Source organism: Comamonas sp. 23 (genome assembly GCF_049601575.1).
Taxonomy (GTDB): domain Bacteria; phylum Pseudomonadota; class Gammaproteobacteria; order Burkholderiales; family Burkholderiaceae_C; genus Comamonas; species Comamonas squillarum.
In genome coordinates, this window is the sequence record NZ_CP187127.1 from 2,967,508 (window position 1) to 2,993,023 (window position 25,516).

At 62.4% G+C, this 25,516-nt stretch carries 22 protein-coding genes and 1 tRNA gene; 8 read left to right on the forward strand and 15 right to left on the reverse strand.

Annotation, left to right across the window (positions count from 1 at the left end; all coding sequences use genetic code 11):
* Nucleotides 1–56 precede the first annotated feature (56 nt).
* Together ACPEE1_RS13300 and ettA are read right to left on the reverse strand one after the other, a co-directional pair.
* Nucleotides 57–2,090 carry a DUF1631 family protein gene (locus ACPEE1_RS13300; protein ID WP_423933077.1) on the reverse strand — a complete coding sequence of 678 codons (2,034 nt, stop codon included), beginning with the start codon at nt 2,088–2,090 and terminating at the stop codon, nt 57–59.
* 62 nt (nt 2,091–2,152) lie between these two features.
* Complete coding sequence (gene ettA, locus ACPEE1_RS13305) at nt 2,153–3,814, reverse strand: energy-dependent translational throttle protein EttA (RefSeq protein ID WP_027010548.1); 1,662 nt, start codon at nt 3,812–3,814, stop codon at nt 2,153–2,155.
* A gap of 254 nt (nt 3,815–4,068) precedes the next feature.
* On the opposite strand from ettA, the gene ACPEE1_RS13310 reads away from it, so the two are divergent.
* The 3 genes from ACPEE1_RS13310 to ACPEE1_RS13320 all read left to right on the forward strand — a co-directional run bounded on the left by ACPEE1_RS13310 (nt 4,069) and on the right by ACPEE1_RS13320 (nt 9,115).
* On the forward strand, nt 4,069–5,850 hold the full coding sequence (locus ACPEE1_RS13310; protein ID WP_182341092.1) for a DEAD/DEAH box helicase: 1,782 nt from the start codon (nt 4,069–4,071) through the stop codon (nt 5,848–5,850).
* Between the two features lie 125 nt (nt 5,851–5,975).
* Nucleotides 5,976–7,088 (forward strand): endonuclease/exonuclease/phosphatase family protein, encoded by a 1,113-nt coding sequence (locus tag ACPEE1_RS13315; protein WP_182341091.1) that lies wholly within the window; start codon nt 5,976–5,978, stop codon nt 7,086–7,088.
* Between the two features lie 212 nt (nt 7,089–7,300).
* Nucleotides 7,301–9,115 (forward strand): M14 family metallopeptidase, encoded by a 1,815-nt coding sequence (locus ACPEE1_RS13320; protein WP_423933081.1) that lies wholly within the window; start codon nt 7,301–7,303, stop codon nt 9,113–9,115.
* Between the two features lie 196 nt (nt 9,116–9,311).
* On the opposite strand, the gene ACPEE1_RS13325 is transcribed toward ACPEE1_RS13320, so the two are convergent.
* The 3 genes from ACPEE1_RS13325 to ACPEE1_RS13335 form a co-directional block, all read right to left on the reverse strand.
* Nucleotides 9,312–9,388: transfer RNA gene (locus tag ACPEE1_RS13325), tRNA-Arg, on the reverse strand.
* A 275-nt stretch (nt 9,389–9,663) separates the two neighbouring features.
* On the reverse strand, nt 9,664–10,050 hold the full coding sequence (locus ACPEE1_RS13330) for a PRC-barrel domain-containing protein (protein WP_409935195.1): 387 nt from the start codon (nt 10,048–10,050) through the stop codon (nt 9,664–9,666).
* 31 nt (nt 10,051–10,081) lie between these two features.
* Nucleotides 10,082–10,264, reverse strand: a complete 183-nt coding sequence (locus tag ACPEE1_RS13335) for a CsbD family protein (protein WP_021028228.1) — start codon at nt 10,262–10,264, stop codon at nt 10,082–10,084.
* Nucleotides 10,265–10,753: 489 nt separating this feature from the next.
* Here ACPEE1_RS13335 and ACPEE1_RS13340 point away from each other — a divergent pair, with 489 nt between their 5' ends.
* Nucleotides 10,754–11,074 (forward strand): FHA domain-containing protein, encoded by a 321-nt coding sequence (locus tag ACPEE1_RS13340; RefSeq protein ID WP_165841234.1) that lies wholly within the window; start codon nt 10,754–10,756, stop codon nt 11,072–11,074.
* Between the two features lie 91 nt (nt 11,075–11,165).
* Here the strand turns inward: ACPEE1_RS13340 and ACPEE1_RS13345 are convergent, their stop codons facing one another.
* The 9 genes from ACPEE1_RS13345 to icd all read right to left on the reverse strand — a co-directional run bounded on the left by ACPEE1_RS13345 (nt 11,166) and on the right by icd (nt 19,843).
* Nucleotides 11,166–12,239 (reverse strand): alcohol dehydrogenase, encoded by a 1,074-nt coding sequence (locus ACPEE1_RS13345; RefSeq protein ID WP_182341083.1) that lies wholly within the window; start codon nt 12,237–12,239, stop codon nt 11,166–11,168.
* A 219-nt stretch (nt 12,240–12,458) separates the two neighbouring features.
* Nucleotides 12,459–12,956: a disulfide bond formation protein B gene (locus tag ACPEE1_RS13350; RefSeq protein WP_232539330.1), complete on the reverse strand. Its 498-nt coding sequence runs from the start codon at nt 12,954–12,956 to the stop codon at nt 12,459–12,461.
* 134 nt (nt 12,957–13,090) lie between these two features.
* Nucleotides 13,091–14,224, reverse strand: coding sequence for a sulfate/molybdate ABC transporter ATP-binding protein (locus tag ACPEE1_RS13355; protein WP_182341080.1), 1,134 nt, complete (start codon nt 14,222–14,224; stop codon nt 13,091–13,093).
* A gap of 23 nt (nt 14,225–14,247) precedes the next feature.
* Complete coding sequence (gene cysW, locus ACPEE1_RS13360; protein WP_165841235.1) at nt 14,248–15,213, reverse strand: sulfate ABC transporter permease subunit CysW; 966 nt, start codon at nt 15,211–15,213, stop codon at nt 14,248–14,250.
* 12 nt (nt 15,214–15,225) lie between these two features.
* A complete protein-coding gene (gene cysT, locus ACPEE1_RS13365; protein ID WP_423933086.1) occupies nt 15,226–16,098 on the reverse strand; it encodes a sulfate ABC transporter permease subunit CysT in 873 nt (290 codons plus the stop codon).
* 72 nt (nt 16,099–16,170) lie between these two features.
* Nucleotides 16,171–17,175: a sulfate ABC transporter substrate-binding protein gene (locus tag ACPEE1_RS13370; RefSeq protein ID WP_116927330.1), complete on the reverse strand. Its 1,005-nt coding sequence runs from the start codon at nt 17,173–17,175 to the stop codon at nt 16,171–16,173.
* A 119-nt stretch (nt 17,176–17,294) separates the two neighbouring features.
* Entirely contained in the window at nt 17,295–17,846 is a 552-nt protein-coding gene (locus ACPEE1_RS13375; RefSeq protein ID WP_423933089.1) for a DUF1439 domain-containing protein, read from the reverse strand.
* A gap of 31 nt (nt 17,847–17,877) precedes the next feature.
* Nucleotides 17,878–18,516, reverse strand: coding sequence for a trimeric intracellular cation channel family protein (locus tag ACPEE1_RS13380; protein WP_116927420.1), 639 nt, complete (start codon nt 18,514–18,516; stop codon nt 17,878–17,880).
* Nucleotides 18,517–18,577: 61 nt separating this feature from the next.
* A complete protein-coding gene (gene icd / locus ACPEE1_RS13385; RefSeq protein WP_116927332.1) occupies nt 18,578–19,843 on the reverse strand; it encodes an NADP-dependent isocitrate dehydrogenase in 1,266 nt (421 codons plus the stop codon).
* Between the two features lie 315 nt (nt 19,844–20,158).
* Between icd and ACPEE1_RS13390 the strand changes: the two genes are divergently transcribed.
* The 3 genes from ACPEE1_RS13390 (at nt 20,159) to ACPEE1_RS13400 (ending at nt 22,314) form a co-directional block, all read left to right on the forward strand.
* On the forward strand, nt 20,159–20,602 hold the full coding sequence (locus ACPEE1_RS13390) for a DUF192 domain-containing protein (protein ID WP_116927333.1): 444 nt from the start codon (nt 20,159–20,161) through the stop codon (nt 20,600–20,602).
* Nucleotides 20,603–20,691: 89 nt separating this feature from the next.
* Entirely contained in the window at nt 20,692–21,276 is a 585-nt protein-coding gene (locus tag ACPEE1_RS13395; RefSeq protein ID WP_423933093.1) for a peroxidase-related enzyme, read from the forward strand.
* A gap of 12 nt (nt 21,277–21,288) precedes the next feature.
* Nucleotides 21,289–22,314, forward strand: a complete 1,026-nt coding sequence (locus ACPEE1_RS13400; RefSeq protein WP_116927335.1) for an Ldh family oxidoreductase — start codon at nt 21,289–21,291, stop codon at nt 22,312–22,314.
* A gap of 57 nt (nt 22,315–22,371) precedes the next feature.
* Here ACPEE1_RS13400 and coaBC read toward each other — a convergent pair whose 3' ends face one another.
* Nucleotides 22,372–23,586, reverse strand: coding sequence for a bifunctional phosphopantothenoylcysteine decarboxylase/phosphopantothenate--cysteine ligase CoaBC (coaBC, locus tag ACPEE1_RS13405; protein ID WP_116927336.1), 1,215 nt, complete (start codon nt 23,584–23,586; stop codon nt 22,372–22,374).
* Between the two features lie 189 nt (nt 23,587–23,775).
* Between coaBC and ACPEE1_RS13410 the strand changes: the two genes are divergently transcribed.
* Nucleotides 23,776–25,431 carry a CTP synthase gene (locus tag ACPEE1_RS13410; protein WP_116927337.1) on the forward strand — a complete coding sequence of 552 codons (1,656 nt, stop codon included), beginning with the start codon at nt 23,776–23,778 and terminating at the stop codon, nt 25,429–25,431.
* Nucleotides 25,432–25,516: the final 85 nt, after the last annotated feature.

Genomic DNA, 25,516 nt, shown 5'->3' on the forward strand with positions numbered 1-25,516 from the left:
CCTTTAGGCGATGAGCGGTTGGCGACTAGGCAGTTGCGACCTCTGCCCGCCAGCACTCAAACCGGCCGTACCGCCCGCTCCTGCGCCAGCTTCTCGAGCATGCGGCGCGTGATCGATTGGCTCGCGCCGCCGCTGGCGACAAACAGGAACATGGTCGAGCGCGCATTGGTCCAGCTCAGCTGCTTGGGCACCCAGCCACCACCTTGGCCCAGGAACTCCAGCCAGACCCCGGCCTCCAGGCGCTTGCCGCCAATCCACAGCCCCACGCTGTCGGGCTTGGGGGCATCGAGCATCGAGCCCGTCACGATGATGGCGGGCTCATCCTCACCCATGGCGTCCACGGCCTCGGGCAGCTGAGCCCAGGCCGATGGGGTTGGCGCAGGCGACAACGCAATGGCCCCCGCAGAAGCGGGCAATGGCGCGGCCACGGCCGGCACCGCATGGCGCCCCTCTTCCTGCACCATTTGCAGCTCCACCAGCGCGCTGGGCGCCATCTGCGCGACGGCGGTGAGCACCGGTGCAATGCGCTCGGGCATCCAGCCGATGCTGGTCAGGCCGGCCTTCAGGCGCGTGAGAAGCGAGGGGATCAGCATGTCTGCATCGCTGTGCATGCTGGCACTGGCATGGGCCCCTGCCAGGGCCAACACGTCGTCCACCGCCTCTTGGTAGGCGCGGTAATGCGATGAATCCTGGCCTGAGCGCTCGGCCGCCTGCAGCAGCACCTTGGGCCAGGCGCCCGTCAAGGCTGCCAGCAGCGCCGGGTCCACATCAAAGCTGTGCAAGCTGGTGGCCAGGCGCAGCATCACCTCGGCCTCGATCTGCTCCAGGTTGGCAGACGCTCCAGGGCCTGGCGTGGCGGCGCTGGCCGCCAGCGGCGCTGGGGCTGGCTGTAGCGCAGGCTCGGGCTGATGTCCGGCTTTGGGTGCGGGCTGCGCCATCACCTCGCGCTCTGCCTGCATCTGGGCCAGTTGCGCCCAGTCGGATTCAGGGCTGATGCTGATGAGGCCCGACGCGCCCCACTGGCTCTCCAGCAGCATGCTGCTGGAGTAGCCCGAATCATTGACATCCTGCAGCGCCGACGACAGCCGGGGCTTGAGCCGCACGCCAAAGCGGCTGAGCGCCTGGGCGAAATCTGCCGCACTGGGCTGGGCCAGGGCCGACAGCGTCTCGACCGTCTCGGTCACCAGCTGCGGGAACTGCGGATCGGACAGCGCGCGGCCCTCTTCCTTGAGCACCGTGGCCTTGTCGACAATGGTTTGCACCAGCACGCGGGCGGGGTGGTCGGCATCGGTCCAGAACGAGCTGTCCTGGGCGGCCATGCGCTCCATCACCGGGATCAAGGTTTTATAGGCCCGGACGGCGCCCACGGGGCAATGCGCCGGGATGTCGAACAGGCTCTTGGTCCGCTGCACAAAGCTGCGGGTATTGTCTTTGGCGGCGCGGCGCTTGAGCTCGGCCTTGGCCAGCAGCTCGGCATAGCTGTTCATCGCCAAGGTCATGATGCGCTGGTAGCTGGTCTGCAGGTGGTCGGCCATGACGCCCACCATGTCGGGCAGAAACAGCGCGGTTGCGTCGGCAGAAATTTCCACATCGCTCAACGTGGCCTGCAGGCTGTCGAGGTATACGGTGTGGTGCAAAGGGTTACCGTTGCGCCAGTAGCGGGTGATCTTGCGCAATGGGCGGTAGACGCGCTCCAGGCCCGTCAGGCTTTGCTCGGTCTGCTGCAGCAGGTTGATCTGCATGCGGCCCCATTCGATCTGGGCGCGCAGCGCGTTGCGGTCTTCCTGCAAGCCATCGGCCTGGCCCTGGCCGCTCATCTGCGCGTGGTAGTCCTCGCGCTTGCCCTCCGCAATCGCAAAGACGGCCTGGCGCAGACGCAGCGCATACGCGAGCGGCAGTTGCGCCTTTTTGCTGGCCAGCTGGGATTGCGCGTACAGCAACAATTGTTGATCTTGTGCGTTGCTGTAAGACGACAACTGCGCAGCCAAAGACGCCAAAGCCGCATTGCCCATGGCAGCCATCAAAGGCTCGGCCTCATGCAATGCCTGCTCCAGACAGGTGTCAAATACCGATACGGCCCGTTGCTCCACGCTTCACCTCTCCCAGTTGAAACGCCCGGCGCTTGGCAAAAGCGACGGGCGTACGGTGTGGGTTACTTCAGGGCTTTGTAGCGCATCCGCTTGGGCGCTGCCCCTTCTTCTCCCAACCGCTTCTTCTTATCTGCCTCGTATTCTTGATAGTTTCCATCAAAAAATACCCATTGGCTATCCCCTTCCGCCGCCAGAATGTGGGTCGCAATGCGATCGAGGAACCAGCGGTCGTGGGAAATGACCAATACTGTACCCGCATATTCCAGCAAGGCGTCTTCGAGTGCACGCAGGGTTTCCACGTCCAGGTCGTTCGAGGGCTCGTCCAGCAGCAGCACGTTGCCGCCCTGGATCAGTGTCTTGGCCAGGTGCAGGCGACCGCGCTCACCACCGGAGAGGTTGCCCACCTTCTTTTGCTGGTCCTGGCCGTTGAAGTTGAAGCGACCCGCATAGGCGCGCGAGGCCATCTGGAACTTGCCCACGTTGATGATGTCCAGGCCGCCGGAGATGTCCTCCCACACGGTCTTTTCATTGGCCAACGCATCGCGGTGCTGGTCCACAAAGGCCATCTTCACCGTCTGGCCGATTTCGACCTCGCCCGAATCGGGTTGCTCCTTGCCGGCGATCAGCTTGAACAGCGTGGATTTACCCGCGCCGTTGGGGCCGATGATGCCGACGATGGCGCCCGCCGGAATGTTCATGCTCAGGTTGTCGATCAGCAGACGGTCACCAAACGCCTTGGAGACATTCTTGAACTCGATCACGCGGCTGCCCAGACGCTCGGCCACAGGAATGAAGATTTCCTGGGTTTCGTTACGTTGCTGGTATTCGTAATCGCTCAGCTCTTCAAAGCGGGCAATACGGGCCTTGGACTTGGCCTGGCGGCCCTTGGCGTTCTGGCGCACCCATTCGAGCTCCTTCTTCAGGGCCTTGGCACGGGCTTCCTCGCCCTTTTGCTCCTGCTCCAGGCGGTTGCCCTTTTGCAGCAGCCAGTCGGAGTAGTTGCCCTTGTAGGGGATGCCATGGCCTCGGTCCAGTTCCAGAATCCATTCGGCCGCGTTGTCCAGGAAGTAGCGATCGTGGGTGATGGCCACCACGGTGCCGGTAAAGCGGTGCAGGAACTGCTCGAGCCAGTCCACCGATTCGGCGTCCAAGTGGTTGGTCGGCTCGTCAAGCAGCAGCATGTCGGGCTTGGACAACAGCAGCTTGCACAGCGCCACACGGCGCTTCTCACCACCGGAGAGTTGGCCGACGATGGCATCCCAGGCGGGCAGGCGCAGCGCGTCGGCCGCGATTTCGAGCTGGTGCTCGGAGTCGGTGCCCGCAGCGGCGATCACCGCCTCCAGCTGGCCTTGCTCGGCAGCGAGCGCATCGAAGTCGGCGTCTTCTTCCGCATAGGCGGCATAGACCTCTTCGAGGCGTGCCTTGGCATTGTTGACTTCGGCCATCGCCTCTTCAACCGCCTGGCGCACGGTGTGCTCGGGGTTGAGCTGAGGCTCTTGCGGCAGGTAGCCAATCGACAGTCCCGCCATCGGGATGGCTTCGCCTTCGAACTCCTTGTCGACGCCCGCCATGATCTTGAGCAAGCTGGACTTTCCCGAACCGTTCAGACCCAGCACACCGATCTTGGCGCCCGGGAAAAAGCTCAGAGAAATACCCTTCAGAATCTGTCGCTTCGGAGGAACCGTCTTGGTGACGTTGTTCATCGAAAAAACGTATTGAGCCATGTGTTCTTTTGGTAAATCAGTAAAAAAATATGCGATTTTTGATCGCGGCCACCCTGGGATTATCGGTGCATGCGACAATACCCGCAGTCAAAGGCTCCAGTTGCCTAGGACTTCAGCGCTAATGCTGGGGACGATGGACACAGTTCCGGGCTCCCTCTTTGAACCCATCTGCCTACCTGACTGGCTGCAATTATTCCAAAAAATTGCTTAGACGAGGCCGATACCCAGCGTCCAGGTTGGACGCATCTGATCCAATGAACTTTGAAGAACTGAATCTGGCACCTGCCATTGTGCAGGCTGTGCGCGAACAAGGCTACGACACGCCTACCCCTATCCAAGCCCAGGCTATCCCGCTCGTGCTACAAGGCTGCGATTTGCTGGCCGGCGCACAGACGGGCACCGGCAAGACGGCCGCTTTCACGCTGCCCATGCTCCAGCGCCTGACCCAATCTGAAGGCAGCCGCAACAAATGGGGCAACAAGGCCATCCGCGCACTGATTCTGGCCCCCACCCGCGAGCTGGCCGCCCAGGTCGAAGAAAACGTGCGCCTCTACGCCACGCACCTGGACATCAAGTCCACCGTCATCTTTGGTGGCGTGGGCATGAACCCACAAATCGACCGCATCAAAAAGGGCGTCGATGTGCTGGTGGCCACTCCCGGCCGTCTGCTCGATCTGCAGCAGCAAGGCTTTCTGGACCTGTCTACGGTCGAGATCCTGGTGCTCGACGAAGCTGACCGCATGCTGGACATGGGTTTCATCCACGACGTGAAAAAAGTGCTGGCGATGGTGCCCAAGGACAAGCAAAGCCTGCTGTTCTCGGCCACGTTCAGCGATGAAATCCGCGAGCTGGCCAGTGGCCTGCTGAAGAACCCGCAGTCCATCCAGGTGACGCCGCGCAACACCACGGTGCAGCGCATCAAGCAAGTGATCCACCCTGTGGGCCGCGGCAAGAAAAAGCAGGTGCTGCTGCACATCGTGCAGGAAAACAACTGGAGCCAGGTGCTGGTCTTCACCCGCACCAAGTTTGGCGCCAACAATGTGGCCGAATACCTCAGCAAGAATGGCGTCTCGGCCATGGCGCTGCACGGCAACAAGAGCCAAAGCGCCCGCACCCAGGCCCTCGAAGGCTTCAAGTCCGGCGATCTGCGCGCGCTGGTCGCCACCGATATTGCAGCACGCGGTATCGACATTGATGAATTGCCCAACGTGGTCAACTACGAGATCCCCAATGTCTCGGAAGACTACGTGCACCGCATCGGCCGCACCGGCCGCGCTGGCCGCGAAGGCAATGCCGTGAGCCTGGTGTGCATGGATGAAGAAGGCTTCATGATGGACATCGAGCGCTTCACCAAGCAGGACATTCCTGTGCAGGTGCTCGAAGGCTTTGGTCCGGAAGAAGGTGAAAAGGCCGAACCCATCGCCATGGGCCGCCAGACCATCTGGGGCGGCGCAGGCAAGGCCCCCGGCCGTGATGTGATGCAGGCAGCGGCCAAGGCTGCCCGCCAGGAAATGATGGAACGCGTGCGCACCAACAAGGTCGCTCGCGGCCCTGGTGGCAATGCAGGCGGCGGCCAGCGCGGCGGCAATGCCAAGCGCAGCCCCGGCCCACGCGCTGAACGCGCCGAAGGCGGTGCAGAGTTTGGCGGCGAAGGCCTGGACCAGGCACGCCGCGAGCAGCGCCCACCACGCCGCGACGGCCGCCAAGGCCCACGCCACCCCTCGGGTGAGGCGCGTGGCCCACAGCGCGCGTCGCAAGGTCCACGCCAGGCGGGCCCCGGTGCAAGTCGCGGCCCGCGCCAGGACAGCGAACGCCAGCCACGCGCTGATGCCCACCTGGGCACGCAGTTTGGCGGCACGGTCGATGGCCGTGACCATCGCCGCAGCGGCGCGGCCCAGCCCGATCCGATGCGCACCAGCGTGGACAGCATGGCCGAGCGCGGCCGCCGCGGCGGCTTTGGCGGTGGCAACCGCAATGGCGGCGGCGGCGGTGGTGGTGCAGGCCGGGGCGGCCGCAACCACTCCTTCTCGCGATAGATCGCGATAAACAGCGTTCTGGGCCGTCGCATTTCTACCGCCATCGCCGATGGCAGTTGATTTGGACGCCCAATTCCGCTAGGGTTAGGCCGCATTCGAAAGCGAGTTTCATGCGGCCTTTTTCTATGCCCTCTTCCGCTGCCAACCCTGCAGCGCCTGCCTTGCCTCCCGACACCTTGACGGTCGCCACCTGCAATGTGCTCAACCTGGCGCTGCCCGAGCGGGAGTTCTACGCCAACCAGGCGCCCTACACGCGGGCGCAGTACGAGCGCAAGACGCAATGGCTGGGCGGCCGCTTTCAGACCCTGAATGCAGACATTCTGGCCGTGCAGGAAGTATGGGACGAAGCCGCCTTCACCGAAGCACTGGCCGCCAGCGGCCTGCACTACCACTATGCGGTGGTGCCCGGCGCAGAAAACACCGAAGGCCGGGCTGGTGCCAGCGGCACCCCCCGCGTGGGGCTGGCTACGCGGCTGAAGGTGCTGGCCACGCGCTCGTTCACCGATTTTCCTGCCGGGCTGGGCCAGCCCATTCCGGGCCTGGGCGTCCACACCCGCTTTGAGCGCCCGCCACTTGTCGCCACCTTGCAGATGAAACGCGGCCAGATCCTCACGGTGCTCACCTGCCACCTCAAATCCAAGCGCCCCAAGTTTCTACTCGATGCCAATGGCAATCCGCTCGAAGACCGCGACAACCCCAAGATCGCCGCCCTTGCCTCCTTGCGCTCGCTGGTCATGCGCGGCGTGGAAGCCACAGCGCTGCGCTGCCTGGTGATCGACCTGCTGCGCCACACGCGCATGCCCTTGGTAGTGCTGGGCGATTTCAACGACACGCCCGACAGCGTCACCACGCAGATGATCTCCGCCAGCTCCGAGGTCGCTTACGACCGCAAGGCCCGCGACCGCGCGCTGTTCAATGCCTTCGATCTGCTGGGTGATGCAGCGCTGAAAAAAGATGTAGCCTATTCCCACATCCACCAAGGCGCACCCGCAGTGCTCGACCAGATTCTGGTCAGCGAGGAATTCGACCCGCGCAGCCGCCATGCCGTGGGCGATGTGCGCCGCGTCGATTACTTCAACGACCACCTGCATGAAGGGCGCGACCGCAGCCGCTCGGACCACGGTTTCGTGCGTGCGCTGCTGCGCATGCGGGCCCTGACACCCGGGGCTGGTTCCGGGGATTGGTCGCCCGACCTGGATGCGGCTGTTACATTCGAGCAGTCGCATGATGGCGCCTAGCGCCCTGCGACGCTGAGGCGCTTCCTCCGGGCCTGCGATGAACCCGCCCGCCAGGCGGCACCGCAGCGGCGCAAACCGCCGCCGACAGCGTGTGTTTCAGATACGCACGGAAACTTATTGTTTCGCACCCATCCTACGTAAAAGCTGCACGCGGCTTTGCATAATGGCAACGTATTTTTCAGGAGGGGCGTGATTCGTCACGCACAACAACGATGATGAAACCCGACGCAGTATCCCCATCCACCCAGCGCGCAGTGCCAGGCTGGACCAGCCTGACTGTCATCGCCGCAGCGCTTGCGCTGTCCGCATGCTCGAGCACGCCACTGCCTGCCTGGAACAGCACGCCGATCGCGGGCGGCCAGCCAGCGCCCGGGACAGTCACCACCAAACCTGCCAGCGGCCCCAGCCCCGTACAGATCCCTGGCATCGGCAGCCCAGGCGTGGTCGCCACGCCGGTCGAGACGGTTCCGCTGCAAGGCAGCCCTCTTGGCGGATGGAAGGAGAGCGACGAAGTCGCTGCCCGATTTCCCGATCCCGAGCGCAGCTACGCCACGCCAGGACTGAGCGCGGGCCGCACCACCTACACCAGCAATGCCGAGCTGGGCCAGTGGCTGCGCCAACTGGCCACGCCAGGCCAGTCCGGCACCAAGGCCGAGCTGGTCACCGCCGGTACCTCGCAGGAAGGCCAGCCCATTTTGGCGCTGTTGCTGACCCGCGCTGCCAGCACCAGCTTGCATGACCTGGACCAAAGCCAGCGCCCTACCGTGCTGCTGATCGGCCAGCAGCATGGCGATGAGCCCGCCGGCAGCGAAGCGCTGCTGGCCCTGGCCCAGGACCTCAAGCAAGGCCCGCTGGCCTCAGTGCTCGACAAGATCAACGTGCTGCTCGTGCCCCGCGCCAACCCCGATGGCGCAGCCGCTGGCCGGCGCAGCACCGCCAATGGCCTGGACATGAACCGCGACCACCTGCTGCTGCAGACGCCCGAAGCCCAGGCGCTGGCCAAGCTCAGCCGCATCTACCGCCCCATTGCGGTATTTGATGCCCATGAGTTCACCGTGGCTGGCCGCTATCTGGAGAAGTTCAAGGGCGTGCAGCGCTATGACGCGCTGCTGCAAACGCCGACCACCGCCAATGTGCATGAGTTCATCGCCAAGGCGTCCACGGAATGGTATTTGCTGCCCATGCAAAAGGCGCTGACCGAGCAGGGACAGAGCACCAACTGGTACTACACCACCACCCGCGACCCGCAGGACCTGTCGCTGTCCATGGGCGGCGTGCGCCCCGATACGGGCCGCAATGTGAACGCGCTCAAGAACGCCGCCACGATGCTGGTCGAGACCCGGGGTGTCGGCATTGGCCGCGCGCATATCCAGCGCCGCGTACACAGCCAGTATGTGGCGCTCGCCTCGGCACTGCAGACCACCGCCCAGCGCACCAAGGAGCTCGAGCAGGTGCGCAACTACGCGAACCGCGACATCGCCTCCCAGGCCTGCCGGGGCGAATTCACGCTGGAGTCGCAACAAACCACGGAAAAGCGCCGCGTGGTCTTCCTCGACCCGCAAACGGGTGAGGAGATGCAGCAGGAAGTGGACTGGCACTCTTCGGTCAAGCTCAACCCCGGCCCCAAGCGTGCACGCCCTTGCGGCTACTGGCTGGCGGGCCATGCCACCGACGCTGTCGACAAACTGCGCGCGCTGGGCCTGCAGGTGCTGCGCGTGGCCGAGCCCGGCAACCTCCTGGCCGACACCTACCAGGAGCAAGAACGCAGCAGCAGCGCCAAGAGCGATGTCTTGGGCCCTGGGCAGCAGAGCGTGGAGCGCGTCAAGGTCGGCCTGGAGCGTGTCGCCATCGACGTGCCCGAAGGCAGCTACTACGTTCCGCTGAACCAGTCGCTGGCCAATGTGGCGATTGCGGCGCTGGAGCCCGACACGCAAAGCAGCTTTTTTGCCAACCACATCATCTCCAGCCTCAACGATGTGGCCCGGTCGATGAACAATCCCTCGCTGGTTTACGAAGAGACCGAGTAAGCGCTACCCTGCCCTTCGTAGCCATGCATTGATCGATGCATGGCTGGCTCTGATTAGAAAATGCCCGCAGTACTTTTGAACTGCGGGCATTGCTTTTGGGTAGTTGAACAGTCATACGATGCTACACACGGCGTGTGATCAGTATGGGGAATGCGATTGCGTGCGGCAGCAGCAGCTAGCCTGCTGCATAGGAGTTTGGCCTGCCCGACAGGGATCGAACCTGTGACCCACAGCTTAGAAGGCTGTTGCTCTATCCAACTGAGCTACGGGCAGATGTTTGGTTGATGGAGGTATTTTGCCGGTATGGGCGCAACCTGAGACCCAAGATATGCGGAGCGCTCCACATGGGTCGTTTTGTTTTTTATGACTGGGCGTCATTATGCACTGAATCACCCGGCCCAACCTCGCGACAGGCCTGGCCAAGCCAAAGATGGATGGGTAGAGGCAGTGGCGGTCCAGCAAGCGGATCCAAGTGCAAAATGACAAACGCTATCCAACGCAACAAAGCCCCTTTCGGGGCTTTTCAAGTCTGATCATCGACGCAGCAATTATTTCTTGGCGTACTCAAACTTAGGCAATGCCTTGAGCGCATCCTTGGTCGCACCCGGCAATGTGATCTTGTCATTTTGCACGCGGAACTGGCCCACAGGGATCGCGACATCATGCTTGCCAACGCCCAGAAAACCGCCAGCACCGATGATGGCATAAGAGACGGCCTTGTCGGGCGCAACGATCACGTCGTCGATCTTGCCCACGGACTTGCCTTCTTCGTTGTAAACGCTCTTGCCGAGAACAGACTTCTTGAGGCTCCAACCCGTGGCAACGGCCTGGATTTCCGTCTGCTCGACACCCAGCTTTACGCCACCTGCAACGGGCACTTGTGTCTGCGCAAAGGCGGAGCCCGCAGCCATCGTGATCGCAAAAGCGCCCAGCATCAATATCGATTTGGATTTCATCGTCAACTCCTTATTTCTTCGCAGCGTCTTTGGCGGCTTCTTGCACATTGCCTGCTGCCTTCTGTGTCTTGCCTTCCACCTGCTTGGCAATGCCCTTGGCCTGCTGCTCAGGGCTGTTCACTGCTTCACCGACCTTCTGCTGGACCTTGCCAGCCGCATCTTTGACGGCACCTGCGACTTGATTCTTGTTCATGCTTTTTCCTTCAGTGGTGTTGCAAAGCAACGTTGGGATGGCTCAACGATAGCGCGCAACAACAGGCAAAACGCTAGGTGCAGTACCTGTCCGGTAGTGGGGATAGGCTTACAGCGGCCCACCATGGATGGTTCAACGATCGCCTTTGCGCTGGAGGGAGGTAGTGATGCCCGGCCCTGTTTGTGCTTGGATGCGCGTGAAATTTGTTGGTGCATCCTCAGTGCTGAGCTGCGGACCATCTGAAAACCGCGCTCAAAGCCTTTGAGTAAAACGGTAGGGATTGACACAAAGCCGGCACCCAGGATGGGTACTAACCCCTACAATCGCGCACCCTTTTTTAGATTATTTGTTTTTATTTGGTTTTTTTCATAGTTTTTGCGCATTGAGCGCTGCTATGACAATGATTGGCAATGTGTATCAATTGTGAGCGAATAATAGATGCATAATCCGCCCAGACCTTTCAATAGCCAGTTCCTCCAGGAGCTCACCATGTTGCCGGAAATCCTTGTTCGTTCTGATCTGCAATCTCCCCCCCGCGCCATCCAGCTGGAGCGCGGTTGCACGGCCATTGGCCGAGGTCCGAGCAGCGGTCTGTTCCTGAGCGACCCGAGCATCAGCCGCGACCATGGGGCCTTCAGCTACTACATCGGCCTGTTGATGGTCGAGGACCATGACAGCACCAATGGCATCTTTGTCAACGGCCGCCGCGTCAAGCGCCAGGTTTTGTATGCGGGTGACCAGGTCAGCGTCGGCCCTTTCCAGATCGTCGTGAAGTCCGGCTCCGTGCCGACCTTGGAGACGCAGGACTAAGCGCTGCCGCCCCACGAAAAAAGTCCGCATTCGCGGACTTTTTGCATGGCCACTGCATGGTCAGTGGCGGTCTGGTTCAGCGGCGGGAGATTCAGGCCACCGCTTCTTCGTTGGGGGTCAGCATCAGGCGCCCCACGGCCTTGCCCTGCTCCAGCGCCACCAGCGCCGAGAACGCCTTGCTGAAATGCATGCAGGTGGTCGGCACCGGGCTCAGCTTTTTGTCGCGCACCAGTGCGATCAGCTCGCGCAGATCGCCCAGGTTGCCCACATAGGTGCCTTGGTAGGTAATGGCGCGGATCGCATGCGTGGGCGTGGGCAGGTCCACATGGCCGCCAAACAGGCCAATCTGTACCAGGTGGCCGCCCTTGGTCAGCATGTCAATGCCCTGCTGCACGGTCTGGCTCGAGCCCACGCAGTCAATGATGGCCCAGACGGCGCCACCGGCAGCCTCCTTGACCTCCGCGATGAAGTCCGCCGACTTGGGATCGATGACGACATCGGCGCCCGCATTCAATGCCGCTGCATGCTTGCTGGCATCAGGCTCGACCACCACGACGCCAGCGCCACCCATGGCCTTCATCAGCAAGATGGCCATCAGGCCCAGGCCGCCTGCGCCAAACAACACAACCTTCTCGTCCTTGAACACCTGGGGGGAGATCTTCTTGATCGCGCTGTAGGTGGTGAGACCCGAGCAGGCATAGGGTGCGGCGCGCTCGGCGGGCATGTCGCCGATGTCCACCAGGTAGTAGGCATGGTTGACCAGCACATGGTCGGCGTAGCCGCCATTTTGGTACACACCCATCGATTTGCCAGCCAGGCAAAGGTTTTCGTCACCGCGCTTGCAGACCTTGCATTCGCCGCAGCCATGCCAGGGGAAAACCACATAGCGCTTGCCGATCTCGACACCCTTGGCGTCCGGGCCCATCGCCACCACCTCGCCGGCGATCTCATGGCCCAGGGTCAAGGGCAGCTTCATGCCGCGGTCGGCCATCGACAGCTTTTTGCCATTGCCCAGGTCGTACTCGCCATGCCAGATGTGCAGGTCCGAGTGGCACACACCCGCGGCCTCAATGCGCACCAGCACCTGGTCTCCGGTCGGTACGGGGGTTGGGCGCTCGCTGCGCACCAGGGGTTCACCAAAGCCGGTGACGTCATAGCTGATCATGCGATCTCCTTGTTGCTTGTTCGTTGTAATGAGCCGGGCCAACGGGCCTGTCTCGATGCCTGTCAGATGAGCATGTTAGTGCGGCAGTGTTTCTGCACAAGCTCGCTATCACGCACACCAGTCGCATTGGCGATAAAGCGTGGGCGGGCATCTGCCAGCGCAGGTCGGGCATCAAAAACGCCCCTCAAAAGGGGCGTTGGCATGCAGCACCGAAGGTGCTTAGCGCTTGGCTTTGAACAAGGCCAGCAGCAGCACAATGGTGAAGCCAGCGAAAGCGATGAAGGACCAGTTGGCAATCGACAGACCCAGAAAGGTCCAGTCGATGGCCGTGCAATCGCCCGAGCCACGGAAAATCATCGGCAGCGAGCGGCTGATCGGGTAGTTCTCGATCATGCCGTAGAAGTCGCGCCCGCAGGTAGCGAACTCCGGTGGATTCCATTGCAGCCAGCTTTGGCGCGCTGCGGTAAAGGCACCAAAGGCCGAGAACAGCAGCGCCAGGCCGCCAAAGCTCTTCCACCAACCGGCCGACGAGGGCCGCAGGCTGCCCAGCAGTGCCAGCACACCGACTGCAATCAGGCAGTAGCGCTGCACGATGCACATCGGGCAGGGCTCCAGCCCCACCACGTGCTGCAAATACATGCCAAAGGCCATCATGGCCGCGCAGGCCACAAAAATCAGCGCCAAGGTGCGGCGCGGTGCGTTCCAGATCCAGTTCAAGTCATGTCCTTATGCTGCCAACCCCGCCATCTTACGCGTACAGACCTGCAGGGGCCTGAAACCAGAAAACCGGCCCCACCTCATGGGCAGAACCGGGTCTCACAGCATCAGGCGCAGGCGCGAGCGCCAGGGCATTAGATATTGGCTGCTTGATCGAGAAAAACTCGGGCTTGGCGCGGTGTCACCACCAGCGTCTCGCCTTCCTTGAGGCCCATGGCTTTGAACTGCTGCGCAGAAATCTGCGCCTCAATGAGCTTATCGCTGTTCGAAGCCTCGGCACCCTGGGCTTGGTGCCCGCCAATGGCAATAAGTTCCAGACGGGCGATGGGGCCGACCACAATCGCGCGGTCGAGCTGGGCGACGATGCCGCGCTGGCGGCCATCGGCGTCTTTTTCCTGGCCGGGCGAGTAGCGCTCCACATCCAGCTCATGGGGCCGCACATAGGCCAGCGCCTGGGCATTGTTGGCCGAGGCAAATTCAGGTGAATCGATCTGCACGCCCCCCTCCACCACCGTATGCCCGCCGGTGGCGCGGCCATGGAACAGGTTGACATCACCCAGAAAGCCGTAGACGAAGGGGCTGGCCGGGCTGTCCCAGACTTCCTGGGGCGTGCCGGCCTGCTCGATCTGGCCCTTGTTGATCACGACCACGCGGTCGGCCACTTCCAGCGCTTCTTCCTGGTCATGGGTCACGAAGATGCTGGTCACATGCAGCTCGTCGTGCAGGCGGCGCAGCCAGCGGCGCAGCTCCTTGCGCACCTTGGCATCGAGCGCGCCAAAGGGCTCGTCGAGCAGCAGCACCTTGGGCTCTACCGCCAGCGCGCGGGCCAGCGCAATACGCTGGCGCTGGCCGCCCGACAGCTGCGAGGGGTAGCGGTCTGCGATCCAGTCGAGCTGCACCAGCTTGAGCAGGCTCATCACCTTCTCGCGGATCTGGCCTTCACTGGGGCGCTCCTTGCGGGGCTTGATGCGCAGGCCAAAGGCCACGTTCTCGAACACCGTCATGTGGCGAAACAGCGCGTAGTGCTGGAAAACAAAGCCTACGTTGCGGTTGCGCACATGCACATCGGTGGTGTCTTCTCCGCTGAACTGGATGGTGCCCTGGTCCGCAGACTCCAGGCCCGCGATGATGCGCAGCAAGGTGGTCTTGCCGCAGCCCGAGGGGCCCAGCAGCGCGATGAGTTCACCAGATTTGATGTCCAGGTTGACGTTATGGAGCGCTTTAAAGCTGCCAAACGACTTGGAGATGTTTTGGATTTCAATGCTCATATCCGACCTCGAAAATACCGTGTTTATGCCGTGACTGCGCTGTCATCGCGCGGCCGCTCGGGCGGCAGGCTGGCTGCCTCTTTGTGCTCTTTCTCGGCACGCCACTCGGCGATCGATTTGAGCACCAGGGTCACCAGCGCCAGCAAGGCCAGCAGCGACGCCACCGCAAAGGCTGCAGAAGACTGAAAGTCGGCATACAAAATCTCGACATGCAGCGGAATGGTGTTGGTCTGGCCGCGAATGCTGCCGGAGACGACTGAGACCGCGCCAAACTCGCCCATGGCTCGTGCGTTGCACAGGATGACGCCATAGAGCAAGCCCCATTTGATATTGGGCAGGGTTACGCGCCAGAACGTCTGCCAGCCCGATGCTCCGAGCACAATGGCGGCCTGCTCCTCATCATTGCCCTGGGCCTGCATCAGCGGAATCAGCTCACGGGCGATGAAGGGGAAGGTCACGAACACGGTAGCCAGCACAATGCCCGGCACGGCAAAGATCACCTTCAGGTTATGGGCCTCCAGCCAGCTGCCAAACCAGCCATTGGCACCGAACAGCAGCACATAGGTCAGGCCCGCCACCACCGGCGACACCGAAAACGGCAGGTCCACCAGCGATGTCAGCAAGGCCTTGCCCTTGAATTCGAACTTGGCAATCGCCCAGGCGGCAGCCACACCAAACACCAGGTTCAGCGGCACGGCAATCAGCGCCGTGATCAAGGTCAGCTTGATGGCCGACCAGGCATCGGGCTCGGTAAGCGCTGCCACATAGGTGTCCCAGCCCTTGCGCAGCGCCTCGACAAACACGGCCACCAGCGGCAGCAGCAAAAACAGCACCATGAAGGTCAGCGCAATACCGGTCAGGGTCCAGCGCACCCAGCGCGGCTCGGTCACGGTGCTCTGCACTTCGGGCGCATGGCGGGCCACATACTGGTAGCGCGCCAGCACCGTGCCCAGCACCACCACCACGATGGCAATCAATACGAGATACATGGTTGGCATGGCTTAAATCCCCGCACGCTTGCGCTGCCAGCTTTGCAGGCCGTTGATGAGAAGCAGCAGCACGAAGGAGATCACCAGCATCACCATCGCAATGGCGGTGGCACCGGCATAGTCATGCAGCTCCAGCTTGGCCATGATGACGAAAGGCGTGATCTGCGACTCCATCGGGATGTTGTTGGACACGAAGATGACCGAGCCATACTCGCCCACCGCGCGGGCAAAGGCCATCGCAAAGCCGGTCAGCAGCGCCGGCCCGATCGCGGGCAGGATCACCTTGTAAAAGGTTTGCCAGCGCGAGGCACCCAGGCTGCCGGCAGCCTCTTCCAGCTCTTTTTCAAAATCTTCGAGCACCGGCTGCACCGTGCGCACCACAAACGGCAGGCCGATAAAGATCAGCGCAAACACGATACCCAAGCGGTTGAACACCAGCTGGATGCCCAGCGGCGCAAAGTACTGGCCAATCCAGCCGTTGTCGGCCAGCAAGGCGGTCAGCGAAATGCCGGCCACGGCCGTGGGCAGCGCAAAAGGCAGATCGACCAGCGCATCGACGATCTTCTTGCCTGGGAACTTGTAACGCACCAGCACCCAGGCGATCAGCATGCCAAACACCAGGTTCACCAGTGCGGCGATCAGTGAGGCACCGAAGGTGACCTTGTAGGCGGCCACGGCAATGGGTGCGGAAATCGTGGTCCAGAACTGGTCCCAGGTCAGCTCAAAGGTCTTGAACAGCAAGGTCGCCAGCGGGATCAGCACAATGATGCTGAGGTAGAAAATGGTGTAGCCCAGGGTGAGCCCAAAGCCTGGCAGTACCCGTTTGGCACTCCGGCGTTTGGCACTGGGCACGGCGTTGGCCGGGGCAGTGATGGCAGCTGACATGGATTCCGATCGGCAAAAATCTACATAAAATACGCAGTCAGCGCCCGGCTGGCGGGCGCTGCTGCTGGCTCATCACTTCTTGGGGTCGGTAAACAGCTTGTCGAAATAGCCGCCGTCGCTGAAATGGGTCTTTTGCGCCTCGCCCAGGCTGCCGAAGTACTTGGCCACGGTGAACTGCTTGATCGGCTTGAACACGTCTGCGTGCTTTTTCAGCACCGCTTCGCTGCGGGGACGGATCGCATGGTTGGCAGCGATTTCCTGGCCTTCATCCGAGTAGAGGAAATCCAGGTAGGCCTTGGCCAGCTCGGCCGTGCCCTTTTTCTCGACCGTGCGCTCGACCACGGCGACCGGGTTTTCAGCGGTGATGCTCACCGATGGGTAGACGGGGTCCACCTTGCCTTTGCCAAATTCACGGTCGATGGAGACCACTTCCGATTCAAAGGTGATCAGCACATCGCCCACATTGCGCTGCAAGAAGGCGGCCGTCGCATCGCGACCGCCCTTGGCCAGCACCGGCACGTTCTTGTAGAGCTTGCTGATGTAGGCCTGCGCATCGGCGTCCGAGCCACCCTTTTCACGGGCTTGGCCCCAGGCAGCCAGATAGGCGTAGCGGCCATTGCCACCCAGCTTGGGGTTCACGACCACCACCTGCACACCGGGCTTGATCAAGTCATCCCAGTCCTTGATGCCCTTGGGGTTGCCGTTGCGCACCAAAAACAGCATGGTCGAGGTGGTGGGTGATGCGTCGTTGGGAAACTTCTTGGCCCAGTCCTTGGCGACCACACCCTTGTCGGCGAGGAACTCCACATCGGTCGTGGTGTTGAAGGTCACCACATCGGCGGCCAGGCCTTCAGACACGGCACGCGCCTGGGCGCTGGAGCCGCCATGGGACTGGTCGACCTTGATGTCAACGCCCTTGGTCTTCTTGTAATGGGCGATAAAGGCTGTGTTGTAGTCCTTGTAGAACTCGCGTGCGACGTCATACGAGACATTGAGCAGCTGGTTTTGTGCCAGCACCGAACCACTGGCCACCACCGCTGCGGCAACCACCAAAGATTTCAATCCACCCAGTTTCATGTTCTGCTACCCGTTCGTATGAAGTGATGTAGCAAATTGTGGACTTTTGTACTTAAAACTCAAACGAATATATTCTTGTTAATTTATGGTGTTTTGAGAATAAAGAAAAAAGCGCAGCATCACAGGCCCAAAATGACGACGAGCACACCCTTGTCCACCTTGATGTCGCGCACCGCCATGCGCGCAACGCGCTGGCGCGCGTCCGATGCATTGAGCGTGTAGATCGGTTGCTGGGCCAAGTACGAGGTCATCGCGGCCTCCAAAGCGACCTGCGCCATCGCCGTGCGCCGGTCATCGAGGCCCTGCACCACCATCTTGTCCATCACCGGCTGGTCCAGAAAGATCGCGCCGCGCTCGGCGTCATAGCGCAGTGAGGAAGACACATCGATCTGCGCGCCCAGCAGCTGACTGCCGCTGGTGTTGGTCGTGACCGTCATGTTCAGCCCAAAGTCGACGCGCTCGCTGTCCTCACTCAAATGCACCCGCGGCTGCGCCATGGTGACCGACACCAACGGGTAGCGCTGGGTCAGCGGTAGGCGTTCGGCGAGCTTTTGCTCGAGCTGCGCCTGGCTGATGCGGATCTCATAGGTCTTGCCCGCCAGGTACCAGATGGCAGCGGCGCCCACCAAGGCCGGCAGCGCCAGCAGTGACCATACAAATTTTTTTCCCATGCCTGCACAACTCCTCTAGCTACAACCTTGTTTATTCCACCCGCCAGCTCGGCAGCCGCCAATGCCGCCACAGCGCAATCGCCCGCAGCCCGGCGGTGACGAACACACAGCCGAGCATTGGTGCCATCTCGGGCACGGGCGAGCTGCGCAGCAGCAGATCCACCCAGCCGCCGACAAAAGCGCAGACTGCATAGGGCTGGTGGTCACGGAAAGCCTGCGGGATCTCGCCGCACATCACATCGCGCAACACCCCGCCAAACACCCCGGTGATTACGCCCATCATCACGCAAATGAGCGCGGGCAGCCCTTGCTCGGCAGCCATGTCCACGCCCACCGCGGCAAACAGGCCCAAACCCAGCATATCGGGCCAGAGCATGGCGCGCTCGGTCAGCGCAAAATGGCGCTGCCGCAAAAACACGATGGCCAGCAGGCTGATGCCCAGGATCACCCAGACAAAGGTCTCCTGCCGCACCCAGAAGAAGGGCCGCTGGTCCAGCAGCAGATCGCGCAAGGTGCCGCCGCCAAACGCGGCCACAAACGCCACCACGCAGACGCCGACGACATCGAGCCTCTTGTGCGCCGCCTTGATCACCCCGGACAGCGCAAACGCAATCGTCGCCGCGATCTCCAGCACCTGGCGCGCAGTGTCGATGATGTGCGGTGTGTCCATGGCCATGGGCAACAAGGTAAGAGGCGGTGTGCGCTTCGTGCGCACCCCCGCCGGTGGAAGGTCAGGCAGCTTGCATATTGCTGATCATCTCGTCGCCAAAGCGCGAGGTGCTGACCTGCGTGGCGCCATCCATCAGCCGCGCAAAGTCATAGGTCACGCGCTTGGAGGCAATGGTGGCCTCCATCGCGGCAATGATCAGGTCCGCCGCTTCGCTCCAGCCGATGTGGCGCAGCATCATCTCGGCCGACAGGATCAGCGATCCTGGATTGACATAGTCCTTGCCCGCATACTTGGGCGCTGTGCCATGCGTGGCCTCGAATACCGCCACTTTGTCTGACAGATTGGCACCCGGCGCAATGCCGATGCCGCCCACCTGGGCGGCGACCGCGTCCGAGATGTAGTCGCCATTCAAATTGAGGGTGGCGATCACCGAGTAATCGGCCGGGCGCAGCAGCACCTGCTGCAAGAAGGCATCGGCAATCACATCCTTGATGATGATCTCGGAGCCATCCTTGGGGCTTTTGAGGCGCATCCAGGGCCCCCCATCGATGACCTCGGCGCCAAACTCCTTCTTGGCCAGCGCATAGCCCCAGTCGCGGAACGCGCCTTCGGTGAACTTCATGATGTTGCCCTTGTGCACCAAGGTCACGCTGGGCTTGTCATGGTCGATCGCATACTGGATGGCCTGGCGCACCAGGCGCTCGGTGCCTTCGCGCGAGACAGGCTTGATGCCGATGCCCGAGCTTTGCGGAAAACGGATCTTCTGCGAGCCGATCTCCTGCTGCAAAAAGGCGATCAGCTTGACGGCTATATCGGAGCCGGCCGCAAACTCGATACCGGCATAGATGTCTTCGGAGTTCTCGCGGAAGATCACCATATGCGTCTTGTGCGGCTCGCGCACCGGCGAGGGCACGCCTTCAAAGTAGCGCACCGGCCGCAGGCAGACATACAGGTCCAGCGTTTGGCGCAGGGTGACGTTCAGCGAGCGGATGCCGCCGCCCACCGGCGTATTCAACGGCCCCTTGATGGCAACCAGGTACTGGCCGATGGCATCCATGGTTTCCTGGGGCAGGCTTTGGCCCTCGCCATACAGGCCAACTGCCTTGTCACCGGCAAACACTTCCATCCAGGCGATGCGGCGGGCCTCGCCATAGGCCTGGGCCACCGCTGCATCCACCACCTTGCGCATCACCGGCGTGATGTCGCGGCCCACGCCATCGCCTTCGATAAAGGGGATGATGGGCTGGTCGGGCACGCACAGGCTGTGGTCTGCATTGGCCGTGATGGCCTGTCCGCCCTCGGGCTGCTGGATATGTTGAGCACGCATCGTCACAAATCTCCCAATCTGATTCTTCGCCCAGCCCCACACCAGGCACCAGGCGCATGTGTTACCGCCAACGATTCTATCGACAAATACCGGCCCGCCCTGACTGCGCAGATGCGACAGCCAGACACCGCACCGCGCATGGCACAGCGGGCCCGCAGCAAAGCGGGCATGGTGTATAAAACCGGCTATGGCGCGCTGCGCCGCCACGGCACATCTCGTGCACCCTGCTTTGTGAGAGTCTTGACCACCATGTTCCCCACCCCCTTGGCCATCCGTTCTTCCCGCCTCGCTCAGCGCTGCCTTGCCGCATCGGCCATGGCCTGCGCATTGGCCGCGGCCTTGCCGGCTGCGGCGCAGCAGGCCGCACCCACCGGAGAGCCCCAGATGCAGCTGGCCCGCACCGAGCTGACGGCCGGCATGCACCGCATCCATGCGCAGGTGGCGCAAACGGCGCGCGAGAAGGAAATCGGCCTGATGTTCCGCAAGGAGATGCCGGCCAACGAAGGCATGCTTTTTGTGTTTGACCGCCCCGGCACTCAGTGCTTCTGGATGAAGAACACCCTGTTGCCGCTGACCGCCGCCTTTGTCAGCGATGACGGCACCATCGTCAACCTGGCCGATATGCAGCCGATGACCGAGGACTCGCACTGCTCGAGCAAGCCGGTGCGCTATGTGCTGGAGATGAACCAGGGCTGGTTCAAGCAAAAAGGCATTGCCGCTGGTACCAAGCTGCGCGGCCGCCCTTTTAGCGCAAACTGACCCTCCCCTGCAGTAGTCACCAACAGGCAGGCCCGGCGCAGGGCTTGCCTCTATGATGGTCCGCAGAACAACCCTGTGGAGACAAGACCATGGCTGCAACTGCGCGCTACCCCCTGCCTGACCTCAAGAGCCTGCCCCAAGACATCCAGGCCCGCATTGCCCAGGTGCAGGAAAAGGCCGGCTTCATCCCCAATGTATTTTTGGCCTTTGCACGCCGCCCGGCGGAATGGCGCGCCTTCTTTGCCTACCACGATGCGCTGATGGAGCGCGAGGAAAGCAGCCTGAGCAAGGCCGAGCGCGAGATGATCGTCACCGTCACCAGCGCCCACAATGAATGCCTGTACTGCGTGGTCGCGCATGGCGCGCTGGTACGCATCTACGACAAGGCCCCGATGCTGGCCGACCAGTTGGCCGTGAACTACCGCAAGGCCAACATCTCGGCGCGCCAGCGCGCGATGCTGGATTTCGCGATGAAGGTCTGCACCCGCTCGCAGGAGATTGACGAGGCCGGCTTCAGCGCCCTGCATGCCCATGGCTTTGATGACGAAGACATCTGGGACATCGCTGCGATCACCGCCTTTTTTGGCCTGAGCAACCGCATGGCCAGCTTTGCCGGTATGCAGCCCAATGAGGAGTTCTATCTGATGGGGCGCATTCCCCGCAGCAAGTCATAAGAAAGGCGAGGCATGGATCAATCACAAGAAGACATCCTGCTGATCAGCGAGAGCGACCTGCGCCGCTTGGCGCTGCAGGTGCTGCAGCACCTGGGCCTGAGCGCCCCCCATGCCCAGGCCATTGCCCGCATTGTCGTGGCCGGCCAGCGCGATGCCTGCCAAAGCCATGGCGCCTACCGCATCCTGAGCGCGGCCCAGACCATCCGCACCGGCCTGGTGGACCTGCAGGTCCCTCCTCTGCTGCAGCCTACGCAAGGCGCGATCACCCGGGTCGATGCCCAGCGCGGCTTCTCGCCCTGGGCGCTGGAAGTGGGCCTGCCGCCCTTGGTGGCAGCCACCCGCAAGCTGGGCATGGGCGCCTTGGTGATCAACCACTGCTTTCACTTTACGGCGCTGTGGCCCGAGGTGGAGATGCTCACCGACGAGGGCCTGGCCGCGCTGGTGATGACACCCAGCCATGCCTGGGTGGCGCCGGCAGGCGGCAGCAAAGGGGTGTTTGGCACCAACCCGATCGCCTTTGGCTGGCCCCGGCCCGGCCCCTACCCCTATGTGTTTGACTTTGCCACCAGCGCCATTGCGCGCGGCGATCTGGACCTGCACCGCCGCGCCGGCACCCCGCTGCCCGAAGGCGTGGGCATTGACGCACAGGGCCAACCGTCCACCGACCCGGCAGCCGTTGCCCAAGGGGCGATGCGCACTTTTGGCGGCCACAAGGGCTCGGCCCTGGCCACCATGGTCGAGTTGATGGCGGGCATGCTGATTGGCGACCTGGGCAGCCAGGAATCGATGGCGCTGGACGCTGGTGCCGGCGGCATGCCCTGCCATGGCCACCTGGTGCTGGCTTTTGACCCAAAGCGCTTTGCCGGCGAAGACTGGCCCGGCCACCAGGCGCGCGCCGAGGCTCTGTTTGCCGCCATCCAGGGCCAGGGCGCACGCCTGCCATCCGAGCGGCGCTATGCCGCGCGGGCTTTGAGTGCGCAGCAAGGCATCCGCCTGCCGCGCCAACTGCACGACGAGATCCTGGCCTTGTTGAACTGATGCAAAGCAAACAGCCGCCCATCTTGGCGGCTGCAATGTGCGAAGCTCTTGGTCCGACTAACGCGCGATGCGCTTGGCGATTTCGGCCACCAGTTGCTCGCCCAGTACCGCCTTGCTGGCATGGGGCAGCTCCTTGTGGCCTTGCGCATCCACCAGCAGCAAGGCGTTGTCATCCTTGCCAAAGGTAGCCGGGCCAATATTGCCGACCAAGAGCGGGATCTGCTTGCGCAGGCGCTTGGCCTGGGCATTAGCCAGCAGGTTTTCGCTTTCTGCAGCAAAGCCCACGCAGTACAGATCGCCGCTTTGGGCGCGCGGCAGCTGGGCAACGGTGGCCAGAATGTCCGGGTTCTCGACAAAGGCCAGCTGCGGCACCTCGCCACTGCCGTCTTTTTTGATCTTCTGGTCGGCCGCCTGGGCTGGGCGCCAGTCGGCCACCGCAGCGGTGGCGACAAATACATCGGCGCCGTCAATGTGGGCCAGCACCGCTTGGAGCATGTCTTGCGCCGATTGCACATCGATGCGGCGCACACCGCGCGGCGTGGGCACATGCACGGGGCCGGCTACCAGCATGACCTCGGCGCCAGCGGCCTGGGAGGCGCGGGCAATCGCAAAGCCCATCTTGCCGCTCGAGAGGTTGGTGATGCCCCGCACCGGGTCAATCGCCTCAAACGTGGGGCCGGCGGTGATCAGCAGCTTTTTGCCTGCCAGCGCCTTGGCGCTGAAAAAATACTGCAGCTCTTCCTCGATCTCGGCGGCCTCCAGCATGCGGCCGTCACCGGTCTCGCCGCAGGCCTGGTCGCCATTGCCCACGCCCAGTACCACCGCACCATCTGCCTGCACCTGGCGCAGGTTGCGCTGTGTCGCAGGGTGGGCCCACATCTCGCGGTTCATCGCCGGGGCCAGGATCAAGGGCACGGTATCGATCGGCCGCGCTAGGCACAACAGGCTCAGCAGCTCATCGGCGCGGCCTTGCACCAGGCGGGCGATAAAGTCGGCGCTGCAAGGGGCCACCACAATGGCATCGGCCTCGCGGCTGAGGTTGATGTGCGGCATGTTGTTGTGCTCGCGCGCATCCCACTGCGAGGTATAGACCGGGCGGTTGGAGAGCGCCTGCATCGTCACCGGCGTCATGAACTGGGTGGCCGACTCGGTCATGACCACCTGCACGGTCGCGCCCGCCTTGATCAACCGGCGGCACAGCTCGGCAGACTTGAAGGCGGCAACGCCGCCCGACATGCCGAGGACAATATGTTTTCCATGGAGCTGGTTCATGCCCGCCAATGTAGCAGAGGCGCAGCGCTGCCGCTGCACTGCAGCAGACAAGAGAGCAGTAGCAGGGCGGCTATCTTGGCAGCGATGCATCGGGTGCAAACCCGTGACCTTGGAAGCCCATTTACTGCAGCTGCCCGCACAGGCTGGCATACGCCTTTATAATCAGAATTTCCCACCTCCCTAAAAGACATGACCAAATTTGTCTTCGTTACTGGCGGTGTGGTGTCTTCCCTGGGCAAGGGAATCGCCTCAGCCTCCCTTGCAGCGATTTTGGAATCGCGCGGACTCAAAGTCACCCTGATCAAGTTGGATCCATACATCAACGTGGATCCAGGCACCATGTCTCCCTTCCAGCACGGCGAAGTGTTTGTGACGGACGATGGCGCCGAGACCGACTTGGACCTGGGCCACTATGAGCGTTTCATCGAAACGCGCATGCGCCAGACGAACAACTTCACGACCGGCCGCATCTACCAAAGCGTTCTAGAAAAGGAGCGCCGTGGTGATTACCTGGGCAAGACCGTGCAGGTCATCCCGCACATCACCAACGAGATCCAGGAATACGTCAAGCGCGGCGCCGGCATCGGCACCGACCACGCTGTCGATGTCGCCATCTGCGAGATCGGCGGCACGGTCGGCGATATCGAGTCGCTGCCCTTCCTGGAAGCGGTGCGCCAGCTGTCGCTCAAGCTCGGCCCCAACAACTCGGCCTTTGTGCACCTGACCTACCTGCCCTACATTGCAGCGGCCGGCGAGCTCAAGACCAAGCCTACCCAGCACACGGTGCAAAAGCTGCGCGAAATCGGTATTCAGCCCGATGCGCTGCTGTGCCGCGCCCAGCATGCGGTGCCTGAGGAAGAGCGTGACAAGATCTCCTTGTTCACCAACGTCCAGTCCTGGGGCGTCATCAGCATGTGGGATGTGGACACCATCTACAAGGTGCCCCGCATGCTGCACGAGCAGGGCCTCGATGGCCTCATCTGCGACAAGCTGCGCCTGAACACGCCGCCGGCCAACCTCAAGCGCTGGGATGACCTGGTCTATGAGACCGAGCACCCCAAGGGTGAAGTGGCCATCGCGATGGTCGGCAAGTATGTCGAGCTGTCGGATGCCTACAAGTCCGTCAACGAAGCGCTCAAGCACGCCGGCATGCAAAACCATGTGCGCGTCAAGATCACGCACGTGGATTCGGAAACCATCCATGACAGCGATGCAGCCGAGCTGCTCAAGAGCTATGACGGCATTTTGGTGCCCGGCGGCTTTGGCTCGCGCGGTGTCGAAGGCAAGATCTCCACGGCCAAGTTTGCCCGTGAAGGCAAGGTGCCCTACCTGGGCATCTGCCTGGGCATGCAGGTGGCCACCATCGAATACGCCCGCCATGTGGCGGGCCTGGACAACGCCAACTCCACCGAGTTTGACCGCCAGACGCCCCACCCCGTGATCGCGCTGATCACCGAGTGGAAGGATGCCGACGGCACCATCAAGACCCGCGACGAGAACTCGGACCTGGGCGGCACGATGCGCCTGGGCGCGCAATCGTCCGATGTGCAAAAGGACTCACTGGCCCACAGCATCTATGGCGATGTGGTGACCGAGCGCCACCGCCACCGCTACGAGGCCAACACCCAGTACCTGGACCAGCTGCGCAGCGCCGGCCTGGTGATCTCGGCGCTGACCCAGCGTGAGCATCTGACCGAGATTGTCGAGCTGCCCAAGGCGGTGCACCCCTGGTTCATCGGTGTGCAGTTCCACCCCGAGTTCAAGTCCACCCCCTGGGCCGGCCATCCGCTGTTCAATGCCTTCATCAAGGCGGCAGTCGATCGCAAGAAGCAGGCAGCCAAGTAAAATTGCGGCCACGCTGCGGCACACACAGAAGCCATGACAAACAAAGCATCCACCAACGCTGCGTTTTTCATGGCGTCTTTGCTCT